The 20839-nt window shown below is 57.9% G+C and carries 18 protein-coding genes, 1 pseudogene and 1 riboswitch; of the genes and pseudogenes, 2 read left to right on the top strand and 17 right to left on the bottom strand.

Annotated features, from left to right (window positions below; translation table 11 throughout):
• Positions 1-11: 11 nt before the first annotated feature.
• Genes cbiB through cbiD form a run of 8 tightly spaced genes read right to left on the bottom strand, consistent with a single transcriptional unit; the run spans position 12 to position 8016 of the window.
• Entirely contained in the window at positions 12-980 is a 969-nt protein-coding gene (gene cbiB, locus BHK98_RS00565) for an adenosylcobinamide-phosphate synthase CbiB (protein WP_075711747.1), read from the bottom strand.
• Positions 971-2359, bottom strand: coding sequence for a cobyrinate a,c-diamide synthase (locus BHK98_RS00560; protein WP_075711746.1), 1389 nt, complete (start codon positions 2357-2359; stop codon positions 971-973). Before BHK98_RS00560 ends, cbiB begins: the two co-directional genes overlap by 10 nt.
• The gene (locus tag BHK98_RS00555; RefSeq protein WP_075711745.1) at positions 2349-3575 is read right to left on the bottom strand and encodes a bifunctional cobalt-precorrin-7 (C(5))-methyltransferase/cobalt-precorrin-6B (C(15))-methyltransferase; all 1227 of its coding nucleotides are present in this window, start codon (positions 3573-3575) and stop codon (positions 2349-2351) included. Before BHK98_RS00555 ends, BHK98_RS00560 begins: the two co-directional genes overlap by 11 nt.
• Entirely contained in the window at positions 3572-4339 is a 768-nt protein-coding gene (cobK, locus tag BHK98_RS00550; RefSeq protein ID WP_083627982.1) for a precorrin-6A reductase, read from the bottom strand. Before cobK ends, BHK98_RS00555 begins: the two co-directional genes overlap by 4 nt.
• The gene (gene cobJ, locus BHK98_RS00545) at positions 4323-5054 is read right to left on the bottom strand and encodes a precorrin-3B C(17)-methyltransferase (protein WP_075711744.1); all 732 of its coding nucleotides are present in this window, start codon (positions 5052-5054) and stop codon (positions 4323-4325) included. Before cobJ ends, cobK begins: the two co-directional genes overlap by 17 nt.
• Positions 5051-6076, bottom strand: a complete 1026-nt coding sequence (locus BHK98_RS00540) for a cobalt-precorrin 5A hydrolase (RefSeq protein WP_075711743.1) — start codon at positions 6074-6076, stop codon at positions 5051-5053. The genes cobJ and BHK98_RS00540 overlap by 4 nt, the downstream gene beginning before the upstream one ends.
• Positions 6073-6822 (bottom strand): precorrin-4 C(11)-methyltransferase, encoded by a 750-nt coding sequence (gene cobM / locus BHK98_RS00535; protein ID WP_075711742.1) that lies wholly within the window; start codon positions 6820-6822, stop codon positions 6073-6075. Before cobM ends, BHK98_RS00540 begins: the two co-directional genes overlap by 4 nt.
• A 36-nt stretch (positions 6823-6858) precedes the next feature.
• Entirely contained in the window at positions 6859-8016 is a 1158-nt protein-coding gene (gene cbiD, locus BHK98_RS00530; RefSeq protein WP_075711741.1) for a cobalt-precorrin-5B (C(1))-methyltransferase CbiD, read from the bottom strand.
• A gap of 107 nt (positions 8017-8123) precedes the next feature.
• Positions 8124-8255: riboswitch (cobalamin riboswitch) on the bottom strand.
• Between the two features lie 285 nt (positions 8256-8540).
• Between cbiD and BHK98_RS00525 the strand changes: the two genes are divergently transcribed.
• The gene (locus BHK98_RS00525) at positions 8541-9629 is read left to right on the top strand and encodes a pyridoxal phosphate-dependent aminotransferase (protein ID WP_083627980.1); all 1089 of its coding nucleotides are present in this window, start codon (positions 8541-8543) and stop codon (positions 9627-9629) included.
• 86 nt (positions 9630-9715) lie between these two features.
• On the opposite strand, the gene deoC is transcribed toward BHK98_RS00525, so the two are convergent.
• The 3 genes and pseudogenes from deoC to BHK98_RS00510 form a co-directional block, all read right to left on the bottom strand.
• Complete coding sequence (deoC, locus tag BHK98_RS00520) at positions 9716-10378, bottom strand: deoxyribose-phosphate aldolase (RefSeq protein ID WP_075711740.1); 663 nt, start codon at positions 10376-10378, stop codon at positions 9716-9718.
• Positions 10379-10402: 24 nt separating this feature from the next.
• Positions 10403-11428: pseudogene (locus BHK98_RS00515) on the bottom strand (branched-chain amino acid aminotransferase); the annotation flags it as partial.
• Between the two features lie 116 nt (positions 11429-11544).
• Positions 11545-12240 (bottom strand): PrsW family intramembrane metalloprotease, encoded by a 696-nt coding sequence (locus tag BHK98_RS00510; protein ID WP_075711738.1) that lies wholly within the window; start codon positions 12238-12240, stop codon positions 11545-11547.
• A 396-nt stretch (positions 12241-12636) separates the two neighbouring features.
• Here BHK98_RS00510 and BHK98_RS00505 point away from each other — a divergent pair, with 396 nt between their 5' ends.
• On the top strand, positions 12637-13365 hold the full coding sequence (locus tag BHK98_RS00505) for a queuosine precursor transporter (protein ID WP_075711737.1): 729 nt from the start codon (positions 12637-12639) through the stop codon (positions 13363-13365).
• A gap of 178 nt (positions 13366-13543) precedes the next feature.
• Here BHK98_RS00505 and BHK98_RS00500 read toward each other — a convergent pair whose 3' ends face one another.
• The 6 genes from BHK98_RS00500 to BHK98_RS00475 form a co-directional block, all read right to left on the bottom strand.
• Entirely contained in the window at positions 13544-15655 is a 2112-nt protein-coding gene (locus tag BHK98_RS00500; RefSeq protein WP_075711736.1) for a polyribonucleotide nucleotidyltransferase, read from the bottom strand.
• Between the two features lie 93 nt (positions 15656-15748).
• Positions 15749-16015, bottom strand: a complete 267-nt coding sequence (rpsO, locus tag BHK98_RS00495; protein WP_075711735.1) for a 30S ribosomal protein S15 — start codon at positions 16013-16015, stop codon at positions 15749-15751.
• 162 nt (positions 16016-16177) lie between these two features.
• Positions 16178-17419, bottom strand: coding sequence for a phenylacetate--CoA ligase family protein (locus BHK98_RS00490; RefSeq protein ID WP_075711734.1), 1242 nt, complete (start codon positions 17417-17419; stop codon positions 16178-16180).
• Positions 17416-18015: an indolepyruvate oxidoreductase subunit beta gene (locus BHK98_RS00485; RefSeq protein WP_075711733.1), complete on the bottom strand. Its 600-nt coding sequence runs from the start codon at positions 18013-18015 to the stop codon at positions 17416-17418. The genes BHK98_RS00490 and BHK98_RS00485 overlap by 4 nt, the downstream gene beginning before the upstream one ends.
• On the bottom strand, positions 18012-19820 hold the full coding sequence (iorA, locus tag BHK98_RS00480; RefSeq protein ID WP_417448539.1) for an indolepyruvate ferredoxin oxidoreductase subunit alpha: 1809 nt from the start codon (positions 19818-19820) through the stop codon (positions 18012-18014). Before iorA ends, BHK98_RS00485 begins: the two co-directional genes overlap by 4 nt.
• Positions 19820-20836 carry a bifunctional riboflavin kinase/FAD synthetase gene (locus BHK98_RS00475; RefSeq protein WP_075711731.1) on the bottom strand — a complete coding sequence of 339 codons (1017 nt, stop codon included), beginning with the start codon at positions 20834-20836 and terminating at the stop codon, positions 19820-19822. Before BHK98_RS00475 ends, iorA begins: the two co-directional genes overlap by 1 nt.
• Between the last annotated feature and the right edge of the window lie 3 nt (positions 20837-20839).

Here is a 20839-nt window from a genome sequence, read left to right as displayed (position 1 = left end):
AGTCTCTCCTCTCAGAACAGAAGCAGGAACACCAGCGCCCGGATTCCGCACATGAGCCCCAGGCAAAGTGCCGAGGTGGTCAGCATGAGCCGGCAACTCCGGGTGATATCCTCCGCCTCAACAGGACGCAGATCGTCTCCCACCGTTTCCTTTCTGTATTTCTTTCCAAAGTAACTGGCGTCTCCCAGCAGGCGCACGCCCAGCGCCCCGGCGCAGGCCGATTCCGGATTCCCCGCATTGGGACTCGCATGACGGAGACGATCCCGGCGAAAGATCCGAAAAGCCGCTTTTTCGTCCAGTCCCGCCAGGGCGGCGCCCGGACACATCATGAGTCCGGTGATCCGTGCGGGAACAAAGTTCAGAAGATCGTCGAAGCGTGCTGACGCCCGTCCGAAATCGATGTACCGGTCGTTCTTATATCCCACCATGGAATCCAGCGTGTTTCCCGCTTTGTAGAAAAAGCCCGCCGGCACTCCGCCGATTGCCATATAGAACATAGGGGCGATCACCCCGTCCGAGCAGTTTTCCGCCACGGTTTCACAGACGGCCCGGATAATATGAGGAAAATCCAGCTGCGCCGTATCCCTGCCGACAATCCAGGACAGATATTTCCTCGCTTCGCTGATATCGCCCTTCTCTACCTCCTCGCGGACACGATCTGCCGCCCGGTTCAGTGATCTTGCCGCAAATATCTGCCAGCACCAGAAAACCTCCAGTCCATATTTCAGCCGCACATCGATAAGCCCGGCGATGTAGATTGCCGCCGCAGAAACGACCGTGGAAACACTGACCACCGTCAGTGTCAGAAAAAAACCTCCCGCTCTCTTTCCTCTGGGCGTGTCCGGGAATATCCGCCGAAAAAGCCTCTCGCAGGCAGTGATGAGCCGTCCGATGCCGACCACAGGATGCGGCAGCCATCGGGGATCTCCCAGCAGCAGATCCAGCGCAAAGCCGGCCAGGAGCATCCATACTATTTCCATAGGCCGCCTCCTTCTCCCCGCGCTCTGCGCCGGACCCCATTCATGAAGGACCGTGCGAACTCCGGGTTCCCCCAGAGATGCAGATGCGGATATCCGGCATACAGGGACGGACTCACCTGTCCGGTCTCCCAGGAGCGTCCGCGGCTGTTCACCGCCTCAAAGCCGTCGCCGTAATCGTCCGTGTCGCTGTAATGAAACTCGTGGCAGCGGATCCTCTCTCCGCGTCGGCACAGCAGGTTGTCGCGGCGCGCGGTCAGCTCCTTGTAGCCGAACCGCACCAGATGTCCGGTCACGCGGCTGTTTCCCGGAATCGCGCCCGCCATGGGAAACCGGCCCTCGCCTGTAGTGATCGACCGGCCCAGATACATGAAGCCTCCGCACTCCGCATAGGTCGGAAGCCCGCTCTGCACCGCGGTCCGGATCTCCTCCAGAAGGGTTTTGTTCCCGGAGAGCGTCTCCGCATGAAGCTCCGGATACCCTCCGCCCAGAATCAGCCCGCAGCTGCCCTGCGGCAGATGAGAATCCGTCAGAGGCGAAAAAGGAATCAGCTCAGCCCCCATCTGCTCCAGAAGCTCCAGCGCATCCCGGTAATAAAAGCAGAAGGCCCGATCCTTCGCTATGGCGACCGGATACCTTTCTCCCGTGGAAATCTCCCGCAAAATCTCCGGCTCCTCATATGAAAGCTCCGGCGCGGTTTCCGCCAGCGCACGCAGTCCCTCCAGATCCAGGCAGTCCCGGGCGACTGCTCCCAGCGCGTCCATTTTCTGCCGGATGTCCGCGATTTCAGCCGCTGTAATCAGCCCCAGATGACGGCTGCCCACCTCGGCCTCAGGCACATTCGGAAGATAGCCGAAGCACGGCAGGCCGGTTTCCCGACGGATCATTTCCGCATATTCCGGGTACATGGCCGCGGAGCAGTGATTCAAAATGACGCCCCGGATCCGGTTCTCCCTGAAATTCACATATCCGCTGAGCTCGGCCGCAAGCGAAAGGCTCTTTCCCTTCACGTCGGCGACCAGCACCACCGGGGTCTCCGTCAGCCGGGAAATATGATTGGCGGAGCACCGGTCGTCATTGAAGCCCAGCCCGTCGTAGAGTCCCATGACCCCTTCCGTCACGGTCAGCTCAACACGCCGTCCGCCGCGCGCCAGAAGATATTTCACTGTCTCCTCTCCGCAGAGATACAGATCCAGATTTCCGGAGTCTGTGCCCAGCACCTCCTTATGAAACATGGGGTCGATGTAATCCGGGCCGCACTTAAACGCCGCGGTTCGCGTCCCCGACTGCCGCAGCGCCGAAAGCAGCCCGCAGGTCACCGTCGTCTTTCCGCAGCCGGAGCCCGTCCCGGCGATTAAAATCCGTGGAATTCTATCCTTCATCGCAAGTCCCCTCTTCATCTTTCGCCGGCCGGCCGTTCCTGATCAGGTAAACCGGATTCTCCGCCTTCATCAGATGATACCGTCCCAGCGCCCGGGCGTCTGCCACATTGACACAGCGGACCTCCGGCTCCGTGCCCCGCTCCTTCAGCGCGGAAACCGCTTCCGACAGAGTTTCCAGCGTCACTGCGGTGATCAGAACACGCGCGTTCCTGTTTTTCCGGAAAACGAGGTCCAGAATCGCATTCAGATTTCCGGAGGAGCCTCCGACAAAGACTCTGTCCGGCGCGGGGAAATATTCAAGCTCCGCGGACGCTTCCCCGCAGACGAGCCGAATGTTCCGTATCCCCAGTCTGTCCATGTTCCGCCGGACGGTTTCCACCGCTTCCTGCTCCTTCTCGACGGCAAACACAAAGGATTCTCTGGCTCTCTGCGCCATGGCGCAGGTCATCGCGCCGGTTCCCGCGCCGACATCCCAGACTGTCTCTGCCGGACGGATCTCCAGCCAGGACAGCGAAAGCTCCCGGACGGCTTCCTTTGTCATCGGCGCCTTCCCCCGGACAAAATCCCTGTCAGACAGGGTTGTCTCCGGGTCCCGCGGATTCTCGTTCACCAGAATCAGAACCGTCAGGGGATCGAAAACGCGTTCCGACAGCTCCGACGCCGTTCCCTCCGTGATATTTTCGTCTGCCATGGAAAGGCGTTCTCCGGCGTAAACCTTTACGTTCCCGAGTCCGTACCGGCACAGCTCCTTCAGAAGCCCCCGCGCCGACGCCGCCCCGCCGGTCAGCGCGAACACGCACCGATGATAGCAGACGTACGGAACCAGCGAGCCCTCGCGTCCGTGGAGACTCACCAGCTTCATCTCCTCATATCCCAGGCCGCACGCCGCGGCGAAATACTGCATGCTGCTGATTCCGCAAAGGAACTCCACCTCCGCCGCAGGCGGCGCATCGCGCCGGATCAGCGAGGCGATGCTGTAAAAGCCTGTATCTCCGCTGGCGACGACAGCCAGAGTTTCCCCGCTGCCGGCGTCTCTGCGGATAATCTCAAGCGTCTCTCTGACGCTCCGGACCTCTCCCCGGTCGGTCAGCTCCTCCACGAGCTTCATCAGATGGTCTGACGTGTACACCCGATCCGCCGCCGCGACGGCTTCGCGGGCCCTCCGGGTCAGCATTCCCGGATCGCCCGGACCCGCGCCAATGACCTTCACCTTCATTCAATCTCCAGCCTTTCTATGATTTCCTTCAGAGTAAAACCTTCTTCCTTCTCCGGTCTGCCGATGACGATTACCCGGTAGCCCTCCTCCGCCAGCGCCGCCTTTTCCGGAAAGCCGCCCGCCCGTCCGGTGCTCTTGGTCACCAGAACGCTGCAGCCGAACTGTTCCATGGTGGCGATATTCATCGCTCTGGTGAAGGGCCCCTGCATGCAGATGATTCTCTCCCGGGAAAATCCTGCCTCCAGGCAGGCCCGCAGAGATTCCTCCGCAGGCAGAACACGGGCGCAGCCCCTCTGCCGGAGGTTCTTCACCCGCGCATACGCGCCGATATCCCGTGCGCCGGTCGTCAGCAGAAATTTATCATCCCGGTCGTTCAGCAGCGCCGCAGCTTCCCGCTGAGAATCGACGAATCGTATTTTGTTCCGGTCACAGTCCTCTTCCTCCCGCAGGAGCCTCATGTACGCTGTACCGCAGTCTGCGGCTGCGGCGCGGAGATTTTCCGTCACCTCCGCGGCGTAAGGATGCGTGGCGTCCACAATCTGCCGGTAGCCCCTCCGCCGGAAGCACCTTTCCATCGCTTCGCGGTCCATTCGCCCGACGATGACGCGGACGCCGGAGACATCCTCCAGCGCGTTTTTTCCGTAGTCCGTGGCGACAAAAAAATCCGTTTTCTCCAGGCGGCCGGTGTCGGCAAGATAGCGCGCCAGGTCATGTCCCTCGCGGGTTCCCGCGAACACGGCAAGCCGGTCAGATCTGATAGCCACGGGGCGTCACCAGCCTTCCATTGATCACCCGGGTACTGCTGTTGCCGACAAAAACCGTGGTGAACATATCAATATCATCGTTATTTTTCAGCTCTTCCAGCGTACACAGCCGGCTGTATTCTCCTTCCCGGCCGATGTTCTTCACATATCCGCAGGGCGTGTCCCGGGACCGGCTCTCCGCGATGTAGTCCACCGCCCTGTCCAGATGATCTCTGCGTTTCATACTTTTCGGATTGTACAGACAGATTACGAAATCCGCCTCCGCCGCCAGCAGCAGCCGCTTCTGTATGGTTTCCCAGGGGGTCAGCAGATCGCTCAGCGAGATCACCGCGAAATCATGAATCAGCGGCGCGCCCAGGACCGCCGCTCCGCTGCAGGCGGCCGTGATACCCGGCACGGTTACGATTTCAATATCCGGGTCGTTCTCCGCGACCTCGCACATTACTCCCGCCATTCCGTAAACGCCCGCGTCTCCGCTGCACACAAAAGCCACCGTCCGGCCCCTCCGGGCGTGCTCCAGTGCGATTCTGCACCGGTCTGTTTCCTTTTTCATCGGCGTGGATTCCACAAGCTTGCCGGCGCACAGCTCCCGCACCAGCTCCACATACAGCGTATACCCCACCACTACATCGCTTTCCGCGATGGCGGCTCCGGCCGCCGGCGTCATGTACGCCGCCCCGCCCGGTCCGATTCCCACAACAAATATTTTCTTCAAAACCTGCACTTCCAATCTTCTACTGCCGCGGCCATGGTGATACCGTCCTCCGCGGTTCTCGGGATCAGAAGCCTTCCTTCTGCTGCCCGCACACAGCTGCGTTCACAGATATTATCGGCTCCTGTTATCTTCTCAACAAAATCTGAATGATGAAAGACGCCCTCCGTCTCCATCAGCTCCCGGGCGGAAAAAATCCGCAGGGGGACGCCGTGTCTCCTGCAGAAGGATGTCAGCGCCGCCTCTTCCTTTTTGAGTTCGATTGTAGCAATCTGACGCACGGCGCGGAGATGAATGTGATGCTCCTCCAGGAACTGTTCCGCGAAGCGCTCCAGGCTCTGTTCAGGCGTACCCCGGCGGCATCCGATTCCCAGGGTGACGATGCGCGGAACGACCTTCAGCGTATGCGCGAAAGGCTCCGGTTCGCCGGACAGACTCACGGAAACTCCGCACTCATACTGCCCCGCATCTTCCTCCGTCCGCACATCCGCAAGCTCCGGCGGAAGCTCGCCCTCCAGAGGGAAGTCCCCTCTCCAGAGACCGATTCTTTCACCACGCAGCACAGCTCCGGATACATGCCGAATGGCATCCGTGTTCAAAACCCGGCATCCGCCCTCTGCAGCCCAGACATCCGCGGCGAATTTCCCGTGCAGATCGGTTGCGGTGGTGATCACCGGCTGAGCTCCGGTCAGCGCCGCCAGCTCCCTTGCGAACCGGTTTCCTCCTCCGATATGCCCGGAAAGTATCGGAATCACAAACTGCCCTAGCTCATCCATCACGACAACCGCAGGATCCCTGTCCTTTTTCTGTATACAGGGCGCGATGAGGCGCACACAGATCCCCGCCGCACCGATGAAGAGGAAACGGTCGTATTCACGAAAATGCTCCTCGACGAACTCCCTTGCTGTCCCTCTGTCTCCACGGAAGAAGTCGACCGGCTCAGCAGAAGATCCGGCAGTCAGCGCCGCCTCAACCTTCGCGGCCAGTGCCCTTCCGGTATCCGTAAAGGCCAGGATTCCAATCATTTCTCCGCCTCCCGGAACTGGTGACTGAAGCCCGGATCATATAATCTGGAGCGCTCGTACCGATCGCCCAGGAAGCCTCCCACCAGAATCAGAGCCATCTTGTGAATTCCGTTCTCCTCTGCCGCGCGGGGAATATTCTCCACGGTCGTACGAATCACCTTCTGATCCGGCCAGGTCGCCTTGTATACAATAGCCGCAGGAGAATCCGGCGCATAGCCGCCCTCGATAAGCCTGCGGGAAAGTTCCTCCAGCATCGTTGAGGTCAGGAAGACCACCATGGTTGCCCCGTGCCGCGCCAGGGAGGATATCTCCTCCTTCTCCGGAACCGGCGTCCGGCCCGCCATTCTGGTCAGAATCACCGTCTGGCTCACATCCGGCAGAGTATATTCCGCATTCAGCGCAGACGCCGCTCCGATGAAGGAACTGACTCCCGGCACATAGCTGTACTCGATTCCAAGCTCCTCCAGACGGTCCATCTGCTCCCGTATCGCGCCGTAGATACAGGGATCCCCCGTATGAAGACGCACCACGCAGCGGTCTCTGCCGCTGTCCATCACCGCAATAACCTGCTCCAGCGTCATGCCGGCGCTGTCGTAAATTTCACATTCCGGCTTCGCCCTCTTCAGCAGCGCCGGATTGACCAGCGACCCGGCGTAAATGATGACGTCCGCCTCTTCAAGAAGCCTTGCGCCCCGGACTGTAATGAGGTCCTCCGCGCCCGGTCCTGCTCCGATAAAATAAACCATACATTCTCCTCCCGCTCTCTAATTGTGTCTCGATTATCACGCCGAAGCGCCCTGCTGCTGCCGGATCTCCCGTATCAGCCGGTCCGCACCGCCGCTTTTTATCACCTCACCGCCAATAGACGTGAACATGACCGCCTCAATGCGGACCTCCTCCCGCAGACGGGCTCTCAGGTGATGCAGCATTCTGTCAAGGATCCGGCGTTTCAGCGCCTCATAATATTCCTCCTCCCGGATTATACGGAAGGCTTCCTCCGTCGTCACGCATTCCAGAAGTTCCCCGACCGTGCGGGACGATGCTCCCAGCGCCGCGGCGTGCGCCGCGATAACCTCCATCCTGCAGTCCGCGACAGAGGAATGAGTGTTCATCACGCCGGCCGCGATTTTCACCAGCTTCCCGGCGTGTCCCACCAGAAGCGCCTCCGAAAAGCCTTTGTACCGTATATAGTCCAGCGATTCTCCCACATAATTGGAGATCTGCGCCGAACGACCGATGTCCAGCCCCAGCGTCTCCCGGCAGAATGTCCTTCCGTAATTTCCCGGAGCAATCAGGAGCCGTTCCGGATCCTCCGCAGCGCAGCGGTCGATCTCCACATGAATCGAACCGATCAGCGCCTTCTCGCTCATGGGCTCCACGATTCCCGTGGTTCCGAGAATTGAAATGCCGCCCAGGATTCCCAGCCGGGGATTGAAGGTTTTCTTCGCCACCTCCTGTCCTCCGGGAACGGAAATCCGGATAAGCACCGGAGCCTCACACCTGCTGCGGTCCAGAATCCGTCCCACATTCTCCAGGATCATTTTCCGGGGTACGGGATTGATGGCCGGTTCCCCCACAGCACATGCGAGCCCCTGCTTCGTGACCCGCCCGACGCCCTCGCCGGCCTCCAGCATAATCCTTTGTTCCCCGGGCGACCTCCGCCAAGACGCCTCCGCATAAATCGCAAGCCCCGTGGTCGCGTCCGGATCGTCCCCGCCGTCTTTTGTAACCGAACACAAAACCCGGTCCTCCGTGATCTCGATGTTCTCGATGTCGAAAACCGCCCGCTCTCCGCCGGGGAGGCGGATTCCGGCGTGGAGGACCGCCTGCCCCGACAAAAGCATTTCCACCGCGGCAGCCGCCGCAGCAGCAGCCGTGCTTCCCGTCGTGTATCCGCGACGAAGCTTTTTCCCGTGCACTACATCGTATTCTTCCTGCATCAAAAAAACTCCTTCCAGGCAAATGAAGGAGTTGAATGTCCCGTGTCCGAGCAGTATCAACCTGAAATTCATCGCCTGTGATTTTCTGGTTCAATACCGGCGCCATTGTTTTCCGACTCGGATCTCCGGCGTCTCCATGCGCCTTCCCGGAGCCTTGCGCTCCAGTGACCGGGCTTTCCCCCATGCATCAGACTCGATCCTCACGGCAGCAGGACTGTTCAGGATTCGCACCTGATTCCGCCGCCGGTATCTCTGTTTATTATATGGTACGCGGCGCGGTCTGTCAATTGTGCCTGCACCCGGTTTCTTCTGGCCGGATACTTGTTCTCATCCGACAGTTGCGCGAACCCCGCTCCGCGGTGTATAATTTAGTGTCTGCTCATTGAGTCCCCGTCGGACTTGACGAGCGCCGGAAGCAGTGAATCCGCAGCGTCGCGGCGCATAATCCGACTGAATATACGCCGGCAGCTGCAACTGAGATTCCGAATAGCTGTTTCCGGAATGGAGAGAAGAGGTGAACTGATTTGAAAATCGAAAAGCATGGCGGCAATGTATATAAATATGACGGCAGGGTTCTGGATTTTTCCGCGAATCTGAATCCTCTCGGAATGCCGCCGGAAGTGAAACAGGCGGTTCTGGACGGAATCGACGAATATGAATGTTATCCGGATCCGGATATGAGAGAGCTGAAGGAGGCCATCTGCAGGAGGACCGGCGTCAGCACGAAGCATATCTGCTGCGGAAACGGCGGTGACGATCTGATCTATCGTATCGTCCTGGCCTTTCGTCCGAAAAAGGCGCTGCTCGTTGTTCCTATCTTCACCGAATATGAGGAGGCGCTGAAGCTGGCGGAATGTCAGATTGACTACTGGTTTCTGAAGGAAGAAAACGGTTTTCATCTCGACGACGGCATCGTCGGACAGATTGAAACCGGCGGCTACGATATGGTAATCCTATGTTCGCCCAACAACCCCACCGGGATTCCGGTCGAACAGAAGAAAATCACCTCCATAATCTACGCCTGCCACTGCAGCGGCGCGCGCATGCTGATTGACGAATGCTTCATGGACTTTGTGCTGGGCGAGGAAAACTACACGGTGCTTCCCCGGATTGAAGCCTTGCCCAATGTGATTATACTGAAATCGTTTACCAAGCTCTTCGCTATGGCCGGATTACGGCTGGGCTTCTGCCTGTGCGGCAGTGCAGAGGACGCCGCGGCAGTGAACGGATGCATGCAGACCTGGCCGGTTTCCACGCCGGCGGCAAAGGCGGGAATCGCCGCCCTGTCCCTTACTGATCTGGAGGATCAGACCCGGGTTCGCGTCGCTCTGGAACGGGAAAAGCTTATCTCCGCTCTTCTGGGACTGGGCTTCAGAACCTACGATTCCCAGGCGAACTACATTTTCTTCCGCAGCGGCGAGCCCCTGGACGAGCCTCTGCTGGAGCATTCTGTGCTGATCCGCAACTGTTCCAATTACCGCGGGCTTGAGGACTGCCCGGAACGCGGCGAATATTTCTACCGTATCGCAGTGCGTACTGAGGAGGAAAACCGGTACATCATCCGCGCCCTGACGGAGATTCTTTCCGGCGAACAGAACAGCACGCAAAAATAACCCGCCCGGCTTCCACAGGACATCTCTGTCCTGCGAAACCCCGACGGGTCTGAAGTTCTGCTTCACTCCATGCTCACGGCTCCGGTTCAGGATTCCTTCCATTCCTCCATGACATCGGCAGCCGCGCTGCAGCCCAGACGGTCCGCGCCCGCACCGATAAGCTCTCCGGCCGCTGCCAGATCCCGAATGCCGCCGGCCGCCTTGATTTTCAGTCGGTCGCCGACCGTTTCCTTCATGACACGGACATCCTCTGCCGCAGCGCCTCCCGTGCTGAATCCGGTAGACGTCTTCACAAAGGCCGCTCCCGTTTCCATCACAAGTCTGCAGGCATCGCGGATCTCATCTTCATCCAGCAGGCAGGTCTCGATAATCACCTTTACGACAGCTCCGCCCTTCGCAGCGGCGGAAACCACCGCACGAATGTCGTCCCTGGCGTCGATATGCCGGCCCGATTTGAAATAGCTGATGTTCATGACCATATCGATTTCGTCCGCACCGTCCCCGACAGCCCGCTCCGTTTCATATGCCTTCACTGCTGTCGCAGAGTTTCCCAGGGGAAAACCGACGACAGTGGCGATCTTCACGCTGCTTCCCCGCAGGATATCCCTCGCAAGGCTTACATAGCAGGGCGGAATGCAGACCGCCCTGAACTCGTACTCCATCGCCTCGTGACACAGTGCGGCGATCTGCGCCGCCGTCGCGTCCGGCCGGAGAAGTGTGCTGTCAAGATATTCATTCAAATTCCGCATCTGTTTCCGTATCCTTATTTAATCTCATTTGATTTCGTGAATCCACCCCTCCGGAGCTTCGAGTCTTCCCATCTGAATACCGGTCAGGGTATCATACAGCTTCGAGAGAACCGGTCCCATTGTTTCCATTCCGCTCGGGAACGCGATCTCTCTGCCGTGATCGCTGATTTTGCCCACCGGGCAGATGACAGCCGCCGTTCCGACCAGTCCGCACTCCGCGAATTCCGGAACCTCAGCCAGCGTGACTTCTCTCTCGTCCACCTTCATTCCCAGGATGTCCCTTGCGACCACAACCAGACTGCGGCGGGTGATGGAAGGCAGAATCGACGGGGATTTCGGCACAACCAGCGAGCCGTCCTTTGTCACAAAAATCACGTTCATGCCGCCGGCCTCCTCGATCTTGGTCCTCGTGGCGGGATCCAGATAAATGTTCTCCGCGAAGCCCTCCTCATGAGCCTTCATGCCCGCGTACAGGGACATGGCGTAGTTCAGAGCCGCCTTGATGCCGCCGGTTCCGTGGGGGGCCGCCCGGTCATAATCGGAGATCTTCACGACCACCGGCTTCGCCCCGCCTTTGAAATAGGGACCCACCGGCATACAGATCATGCGGAAGGTATACTCCTCCGCCGGAGCCACGCCGATAACCGGACTGCTGCCGTACACATACGGGCGGACATAGAGAGTCGCACCGCTTCCGTAGGGCGGAACCAGATCCTTGTTCGCGTTTACCAGAGCGTCCAGAGCCTTCATAAACAGCTCCTCCGGCACAGGCGGAATTTCCAGTCTCGCCGCAGAATCCGACATTCTCTTCGCGTTCAGATCCGGACGGAACGTCACGATTCTGCCGTCCTCCGTCCTGTACGCCTTGAGACCCTCGAAACACGCCTGCGCGTACTGAAGCACTCCCGCACACTCATTGATCATGAAATTCGGGTCCTCGGACAGTCCGCCCTCGTCCCACTTTCCATCCTTACAGGTTGCGACATAACGGTAGTCGGCCGGTGTATATTCAAAGCCGAGATTCGACCAGTCAATATTTTTAGCCATTGTTTCTCTCCTTTCAAATGTTTCCTTTTATGTTATACCACAAAAAACTTCTTTTGTTAATGGTTTTTTATCACAAATTATAATCCGCAGCGCCCGGCGTCGCCGGCACGCACTCCGGCCTACGCCTCTATCCTGCGATCCTCCTTTTCATACCGGTGAATCCGGGTAAAGGCCACGATGTCCAGCAGGATAACGTAGAGCAGAAACACGCCGCTGGCTGCTCCGTTCCCGGAGGTGGCGCAGAAGTCATAAAACCCGTGCATCAGCACCGGCATAAGGATGCTTATTCGCTGATAAAGCTGCGCCCGGACCGGTTCTCCGCGGACGGCGAAATGCTTTGCCGTTCCGTAATAATACCCCATGAAAATGCCGAAAATACAGTGTCCGGGAATCGCCGTGAGCGCCCGTCCCAGCGCCACGTTCAGTCCGTATGCGAACACGTAGCCCACATTCTCAAACGCCGCAAAGCCCAGAGCCGCCGCCACAGAATACACCACCGCATCGAACCGGTAGTCAAAGGCCGGATGGTTCCAGCTGCCCCGTTTCAGAGCGAAATGCTTGACTCCCTCCTCGGTCCAGCCCACCACGAGAAAATACAGCGCCAGCCGGTAGGCCAGCGAATTTTTGTAAAATACAGCCTGGAGCACGCCCTCGAAGATGCTCTCGAGCACGCCCGCCGCTATGGCGGCGACAGCGCCAAACAGGAACAGCTTCAGAATCAGTCCTCCCGGCTCTCTTTCGATCTTGTCCATCCGGTATATCCGGACCATCAGAAAAACCGGCGGAAAAAGCGCTGCAAACAAAATAATCGTCATCGATAAATTTCTCCCCTTTTCTGCCGCGGAGGCTCCGTGAGCCGAAGCGCCGTGGCTTCCCTCCGGCCGGGTTTGAGCCGGAGACACTCCGCAGCGTGATACTGCCATTATACACGATTTTTCCACCGTTCAACAGCACAAATTCCACCGTCCGGCGATTTCCCGCCATATACCGCCGCTCCAAGCTCCCTGCCGTCCGACAATTTCTCGTGACAAATTCGCGCAGGTTCCGTGACAAACTCGCACAGATATGGTATATTAGGTTCTGCAATCGCATAAGACAGTTCGGAACCATCCTGTCTATAAACAAAACTACGGACTTAACGAGTATGATATGCCCGGCGTTTTTCTGGTTCCCAGACGCCGGTTTTTTCTGCTCAGAAAAAGGAGAATGCAATGCTTACAAATGAACTGATTCTGATTCTTACGCTTCTCGTCGAGTACAGCGCCGTCGTGGTCTGCTACCGGCTTCTGGGAGAGCACGGCCTGTATATGTGGATCGCGCTGGCCACCATCGCGGCGAATATCGAGGTGCTGATTCTGGTGCGCGCCTTCGGAATGGAAATGACGCTGGGTAATATCCTCTTCGCCTCCACCTTCCTGGTCACCGACATCGTCAGCGAGATATACGGAAAGGAGGACTCCAAGCGTGCCGTCCGCATCGGAATAGCCACCTCCCTGTGCTTTGTGGTCATCTCCTCCTCCTGGCTCCTGTACACCCCCTCCTCCGGCGACTTCGCGATGCCTGCCGTCAGAACCGTCTTTTCGCATACGCCGAGACTTATGGCCGCCTCCCTCGCCGTATATGTCATCGTCCAGTTCTTTGACGTATGGCTTTATCACAAATGGTGGGGCTTCACCGAGAGGAAATTCCACGACAGGGACCGTTTCCTCTGGCTGCGGAACAACGGTTCCACGCTGGTCTCCCAGCTGCTGAACACCGTACTCTATCCGTTCTTCGCGTTTGCGGGCACCTATCCTGCGGGGACACTGGTTTCAATCATGATTTCCTCCTACGTGATCTTCATCGTCACCAGTCTTGCGGACACGCCCTTCGTATACCTCTGCCGCCGGATTTCCCGCAGACAGATTGCCGCAGAGCAGACGGCGGAATCCGGAGCATAATCGGCGGAATCCGGAGCATAATCGGCGGAATCCGGAGCATAATCGGCGGAATCCGGAGCATAATCGGCGGAATCCGGAGCATAACAGCAAACAGAAAGGAGCTGCGCACCCCCCCGGTCAGAGCATATCACTCTGACGCGGTTCAGCCGGTGCGGCAGCCCCTTTTTTTGTCTGAAATTTATTTGTCCAGGTCCGCACGAACCAGATTGATCCGGTTCTGCTTGTCGATCTCGTAAACCTTGACCATGACTTTGTCGCCGATGTTCATCACATCTTCCACTCTCTCGACACGGCCCTTCGCCATCTTGGAGATGTGGAGCAGACCCTCCTTGCCGGGCAGAACCTCGATGAACGCGCCGAAGTTCATGATGCGCATGACAGTGCCCTCGTAGACCTCACCGACCTCAACATCCTTGGTCAGGAGCTCGATGCGTCTGCGGGCCTCTTCCGCGCCTTCCATGTTCTCGGAATAGATGGTGACCAGTCCCAGATCGTCTTCGTCAATGTCGATCTTGACATTGCATTCGTCCACGATTTTGTTGATGGTCTTTCCTCCCGGTCCGATGACGATGCGGATCTTATCCGGATCGATGGTCATGGAGATGCAGCGCGGCGCATACTTGGACAGCTCCGGTCTCGGCTCCGCGATTTCCTCCTTCATGATTTCCATGATGTGCATTCTGCCTTCGCGGGCCTGTCTCAGCGCCTGCTCCATGATTTCTCTGGACAGTCCGTGAACCTTGATGTCCATCTGCATGGCAGTGACGCCCACTTCCGTTCCTGTTACCTTGAAGTCCATGTCGCCCATGAAGTCTTCCATTCCCTGAATGTCGCTGAGGATTGCCATCTTGCTGGTTCCGTCCTCTTCCACGCGCTCAATCAGTCCCATGGCGATGCCTGCAACCGGTCTGCGGATGGGGACGCCGGCGTCCATCAGCGCCAGACAGGAGCCGCATGTGGAGGCCATCGACGTGGAGCCGTTCGAAGACAGAATATCCGAAACCACGCGTATCGCGTAAGGGAATTCTTCTTTGTCCGGAAGCACCGGCAGCAGCGCTCTCTCCGCCAGGGCTCCGTGCCCGATCTCACGGCGTCCCGGGCTGCGGGGCGGCTTCGGCTCTCCCGTGGAATAGCCGGGGAAATTATAGTGGTGAATGTAGCGTTTTTCCGTCTGCTCTGTCAGTCCGTCGATGCGCTGCACCTCGGAAAGAGGCGCCAGTGTACACGCGGACAAAGCCTGGGTCTGCCCTCTCTTGAACAGTCCTGTGCCGTGTACTCTCGGCAGCATTCCGGTCTCGCACCAGACCGGACGGATCTCGTCCAGTTTTCTGTTATCCACACGCACGCCCTCGTCCAGAACCATAGCGCGCATACATTCCTTTGTGATCTGGAACAAAATACTCGCGATGTCTTTTTCGCCTTCCGGGAATTCCTCCGCGAAATGCTCCTGTGTCTCCACCTCGACGGCGTCCATATTGTCCAGCCGTTCCAGCTTGTCGGGAGTATGCAGCGCGGTATTCATTCTGTCCGTGGCGAAGGCTCTGACTGCATTCTCCAGCTCTTCCGGCGGAGTGATGAGGTTGATGTCCATTTTCGGCTTTCCGACCTCTGCCACCACCTCGTCGATGAAGGCGACCAGCTTTTTAATCTCCTCATGAGCGTAGAAGATAGCGTCCAGCATAACGCTCTCCGGCACTTCCTCTGCGCCGGCCTCTACCATCATGATGGCCTCGCCGGTTCCGGCAACCGTCAGATTGATATCGCTGACCTCTCTCTGCTCCAGCGTCGGGTTGATGACGAATTCTCCGTCCACCCGTCCCACGCGAACGGAACCGGTCGGTCCGTCCCACGGAATATCGGAAATCGCCAGCGCAACCGATGAACCGATCATCGCCATGACGTCCGTCTCACAGTCCGGATCCACGGACATGACTGTTGCCACCACGCTGACATCGTTATAGAAGCCCTTGGGGAACAGCGGTCTCAGCGGTCTGTCCATCAGACGGCAGCTGAGGATCGCCTTCTCGCTGGGTCTGCCCTCTCTGCGGATAAATCCGCCCGGGATCTTGCCCGCGGCGTACATTCTCTCCTCATAATCACAGGTCAGCGGGAAAAAATCCGCTCCCTCTCTCGGCTCCTTGGAGGCGCATACTGTAACGTTGACGACGGACTCTCCGTACCTCACCATAACCTGTCCGTTCGCCTGCTCGCACACCTTGCCGATCTCCAGCTGAAGAAGCCTCCCGCCGATCGCCATTTTAAATGTTCTGTAATCTGTAAATCTTGCCATTTCGAATAAACAACTCCTTCCTGTTTATTGCTCGTTTTCTGTCATATCTACAAAAATCGGCGGGGTAGTTACCCCGCCTAAATTTTTCCAGTACTACTTTCTCAATCCTAAACGAGTGATCAGGCTTCTGTATCTTTCGATATCCGCTTCCTTCAGGTAGTTCAGAAGGTTTCTTCTCTTACCTACCATTTTCAGAAGACCTCTTCTGGAATGATGGTCGTGCTTGTGCTCCTTCAGATGCTCGTTCAGCTCGTTGATTCTGGCTGTCAGAATAGCGACCTGAACCTCGGGAGAGCCCGTATCATTGTCCCCGGTTGCATATTCCTGAATAATCGCCTGCTTCTTTTCCTTTGTAATCATGTTTCTATCTCCTTTCTGATGTCATACGCCTTCACTGAGTCACCGCCGGAGTCAGCGAGTAACCAAGCTGAAGGTAGTATTTCTGCCAATGTATTTTACCATAGGCGCCACCCTATTGCAAGAACTTTTCACGGTGCGGGGCGCGGTTTCGCCGCCCGCGCCCTAATACCGGTAATCGAAGACTCTCGTCGTCTTCTTCTCGCTCCTGGGCAGGTCGCCGATCTCCACCGCCTTCGGAATGACCGCCACGCCGATACGGGATTTGACGGTCGCCTTGATCTGCGTCTCCAGTTCCTTGTAACCGTCCTTTTCCAGCCCGGTTTCCACGAACAGAGTGATCTTGTCTCTCCCGTTTTCGTGATCGATGAACACCTGATATTCACTGCTGGCGCCCTGAACCTCCTTCAGCGCGTCCTCGATCTGTCCCGGGAACATATTGACGCCGTGCACCTTGACCATGTCGTCCGTCCGTCCCAGAATCACATCTATGCGGGGCAGCGTCCGTCCGCAGGGGCAGGGAACGTCGTTCGGAATGATGCGTGTCAGGTCGTGAGTGCGGTAACGGATCAGCGGAGCACCCTCCTTCTGCAGAGTCGTGATGACCAGCTCGCCCAGCTCACCGTCAGGCAGATTCTTTCCGGTTTTCGGATCGATAATCTCAAAATAGAAGAAATCGTCGAAGTAATGCATGCCGGTATTATATTCGCAGTTGATCGCGATTCCCGGTCCGTAAACCTCAGTCAGTCCGTAGATATCATAGAGTTCCACTCCCAGTTCATGAGCGATGCGCTCCCTCATCTTGGAGCCCCAGCGCTCTGAACCGATGACGCCCTTCCGCAGACTGAGGCGGTCTCTGACGCCCCTCTTCTCAATTTCCTCGGCGAGAAGCAGCGCATAGGATGAGGTGGCACAAAGCACTGTCGTATGGAGATCCTCCATAAACCGGATCTGCTTCGGCGTATTGCCCGGCCCCATGGGGACCGCCATGGCTCCCAGACGTTCCGCTCCCAGCTGGAATCCGATGCCGGCCGTCCACAGACCATAGCCCGGCGTGATATGGATGCGGTCTTTATTCGTAATCCCCGCGATCTCATAACAGCGGCGGAACAGCTCCGCCCAGTCCTCCACATCCTTCTGCGTGTAAGGAATGATGACCGGCGTTCCGGTGGTGCCGCTGGAGGAATGGATCCGGACAATCTTTTCCTCCGGAACCACAGAAAGTCCCAGCGGATAAGCGTCCCTCAGATCTGCCTTTTCGGAAAAAGGCAGCTTCTCAAAATCCTCCTGACTCCGGATATCCTCCGGCTCGATGCCTTCCAGCTTTTTCGCGTAGAAGCCCTTCGCTTCCTTCATTCTCTTCATCTGCGCCCGGATCTGTTCCAGCGCTTCCTGTTTCATTTTCATAGCTGATTCATTCCTTCTGCTCCCATTCTGAGAGCCTTTCTGTTCATCTCCAGCAGCGACGGTCTGAGTCGGGTTTCCAGCGCCTTTTCCACATCCGGAACTGTCAGCGACATCGCGCCGGTTCCGGCCATCGCGCCCACGAGAGCCACATTGGTCACCCTGGGAGAGCCGCACTCCCCGCAGATTCGTTCCACATCGATGACAAAGCACCGCGCCGCTTTTTGTTTCAGATATGCCACAGCATCCTCACCCCGGTATCCGCTCTGTCCCAGAGACGCTGTAACGGGCCGTACCTCCTGTTCGCAGACGATCACCACTCCGTCCGACCGGAGGTACCTGAGATTCCGCGCCGCCTCCCCGGGTTCAAATCCGATGAGCACATCTGCACTCCCCTCCGGAACCAGCGGTCCGGTGACCTTTTCTCCCGGTACTTCTCCGATACGCACATGGCTGACCACGCTGCCGCCTCTCTGCGCCATGCCGATGGTTTCCGCCGTTCTGGCGTCCAGCCCCTTCGCCATGGCCGCCGCCGCGATGATCCGGGAAGCGAGCACCGTTCCCTGTCCGCCGACGCCGCACAAAAGACAATTCTTCATGATTCGCTCACCTCCATTGTAATGCAGTCTGCCGGACAGAGCTGCGCGCACAGGCCGCATCCCGTACACAGGCTGCCGTCGATGAAGGCAGTTCCGTTCTTCATGAGGACCGCCGGACAGCCGATCTCGTCGATGCAGGTTCTGCATCCGACGCAGTCCTTCTCCCGGACCTCCATGCACCCCTTCGGCTTTGTGACAGCGATACAGGGCGATCGGAAAATAATGGCGCGCACGCCTTCCTCCTCCGCAGCCGCCCGGACCGCCTCCTCAGAAGACTTCAGATCCAGCGGATCCACCGTCCGCACACTGGTCACGCCGACGCCCCGGAGCACCTGCTCAATATCCACGGGGCGGCTCCGGGTTCCCATCATCGTAAGCCCGATTCCGGGGTGGGGCTGATGGCCGGTCATCGCCGTAGTGGAATTGTCCAGCACAGCGAGAATCATATCCGCCCGGTTATACACTGCGTTGACCACGCCTGTGATTCCGCTGGCGAAGAATGTGGAGTCTCCGACAAAGGCAAAGCACAGCGTATCCGGATCCACGTGCCGGATTCCCTGCGCCATGGTGATTCCAGCTCCCATGCACAAACAGGTATCCACCATGTCCAGAGGGGCCGCGTTCCCCAGAGTATAGCAGCCGATGTCGCCGCAGTATACCGATTTTCTCCCTGCCGTCGCACGTTTCACCGCATAAAACGCTCCCCGATGAGGACATCCCGCGCAGAGCACCGGCGGGCGCACCGGCATCTCCGGCGCATCCGGAAATTCTCCCGGCTTCAGTGCTCCCGGAATCCTGAAGGCCCTCTCCAGGCACTGCTGAACCGTAAGGGCGGACAGTTCTCCCGCCACGGGGACAGCGCCTGTCCGTTTTCCCAGAACCTTCCCTATCCGCTGCTCTCTTCCGCACAGCTCCGTCAGTGCATCTTCAATATACGGATCCAGTTCCTCGAACACGATGGTCTGCTCCGTCGCATCCAGAAATTTTTCCGCAAGTCCCCGGGGAAACGGATACGGTGAAGCGATTTCCAGAAGAGTGAATTTCTCCTCATATCCCTCGATTCCCGCAATCGCATCTCTCACATAGGCGCCGCTGATTCCGCCGCAGGCGATACCGATGGGACCGGAGCCGCTGATGCGGTTTTCCCGATACCCTGAAAACTCCTCCTCAAGCAGCTTCTCCCGGGCAATCAGTTTCTTTTTGTTCTCATAGGAAAGCCGCGGGAAGATGACCCATCGCGGATCCTTCTCGAAGCCGGATGCTCCCCCGGGAGCATGAATCTCAGGAACGTCGATGGCCGCACAGGAATGACAGACGCGGGTGGTGCTCCGCAGGATCACGGGGCAGCCCTTTTCCTCTGAGAGAACAAAGGCATCCTGCGTCAGGCGGAACGCCTGCTCCGGAGAACCGCAGTCCAGCACCGGAATATGGGCAAACCGGCCGAAGCTCCGGGTGTCCTGCTCTGTCTGCGAGGAAATCGGTCCGGGATCGTCCGCCACATAGATGACCATTCCTCCGCGAACCCCCAGATAGTTGACACACATGACCGGATCCGCCGCCACATTGAGCCCCATCTGCTTCATGGTGACCATCGACCGTGCTCCGCTGCAGGACGCACCCGCTGCGACCTCCGCGGCCGCCTTCTCATTTACCGACCACTCCACATAGACGCCGCCCGGGTTCCTCTTCGCAACGGTTTCCAGCGCCTCGGTCGAGGGCGTGCCCGGGTAGCCGCAGACCACCTGAACGCCTGCCGCCAGCGCTCCCAGAGCCACGGCCTCATTTCCCATCAAAAGTTCCTTCATCACCTGTCCTCCCGGTTCTCATCATCGTCCGGCGTCGCTTTCTCTTCCCGCGCCGCCGCGGAAAATTCCTGCTCCTGCCGTTCCTGCTCCGCAAGCATCTCGTGATATTCCTTCGCTTCCCTGCAGTCGCGGACAATCTGCTCGGAAAGCTCCTTTACATCGTCGAACCGTACCTCGTCCCGGGTTTTCTTCAGAAACTCCACAATAATCTTTTTTCCGTACAGCTCGCGGTCAAAATCGAAGATATGCGTCTCCACATTTTTCCCGTACCGTCCGATGGTCGGTTTGTTTCCCACATTCGTCACACTGGGATAGCGAACCCCGTTGTAATCGCAGTAAGTCACATAAACGCCGTTGGGAGGCGTGACCATATCGGGATCGATGACGAGATTCGACGTCGGAAATCCAAGCTTGCGTCCGAGCCGGTTTCCCACGACGACCTCGCCTCCGATTTCATAATTTCTGCCCATGTAGGTTTTGCAGCGTTCCACCTGACCTGAAGCGATCATCGTCCGGATCAGCGAGCTGCTCACCACGTTTCCCTTAATCCTGTAGGCCGGCATCTCGTAGACCGTGAAGCCGCGGTCAATTCCGATGTTTTCCAGAACTCCCGGATTGCCCGCCGCCTCCTTGCCGAACCGGTAGTTGAAACCGCAGAACGCCGCCTTCATATGAAACCTGTTCAGCAGAATCTCTTCAATAAAGCTCACCGGATCCATATTCATAATCTCTCTGGTGAACGGGACATTAATCAGATAGTCCACCCCCAGCGATTCGATGATCTCCGCTTTTTCGTTTTTGTATAAAATAGACTTTACTTTCTTCGCCTTGGGCAGCAGATCCCTGGGATGATTGGAAAAAGTGAACACCGCAGATTTCAGTCCCCGCTGCTCCGCACATTCCACCGCCCTGCTGATCAGCTTCTGGTGTCCCAGATGCACGCCGTCAAAATTTCCCAGCGCGACTGCCGTCGGCTCCATATCTCTGATTTCATCAAGCTCTTCAAAAATAATCAAATC

This window comes from Hornefia porci (genome assembly GCF_001940235.1).
In the GTDB taxonomy this organism is placed as follows: domain Bacteria; phylum Bacillota; class Clostridia; order Peptostreptococcales; family Anaerovoracaceae; genus Aminicella; species Aminicella porci.
Note: the sequence above shows the minus strand (reverse complement) of the source record. Positions and strands in the feature narration are given on the sequence as shown.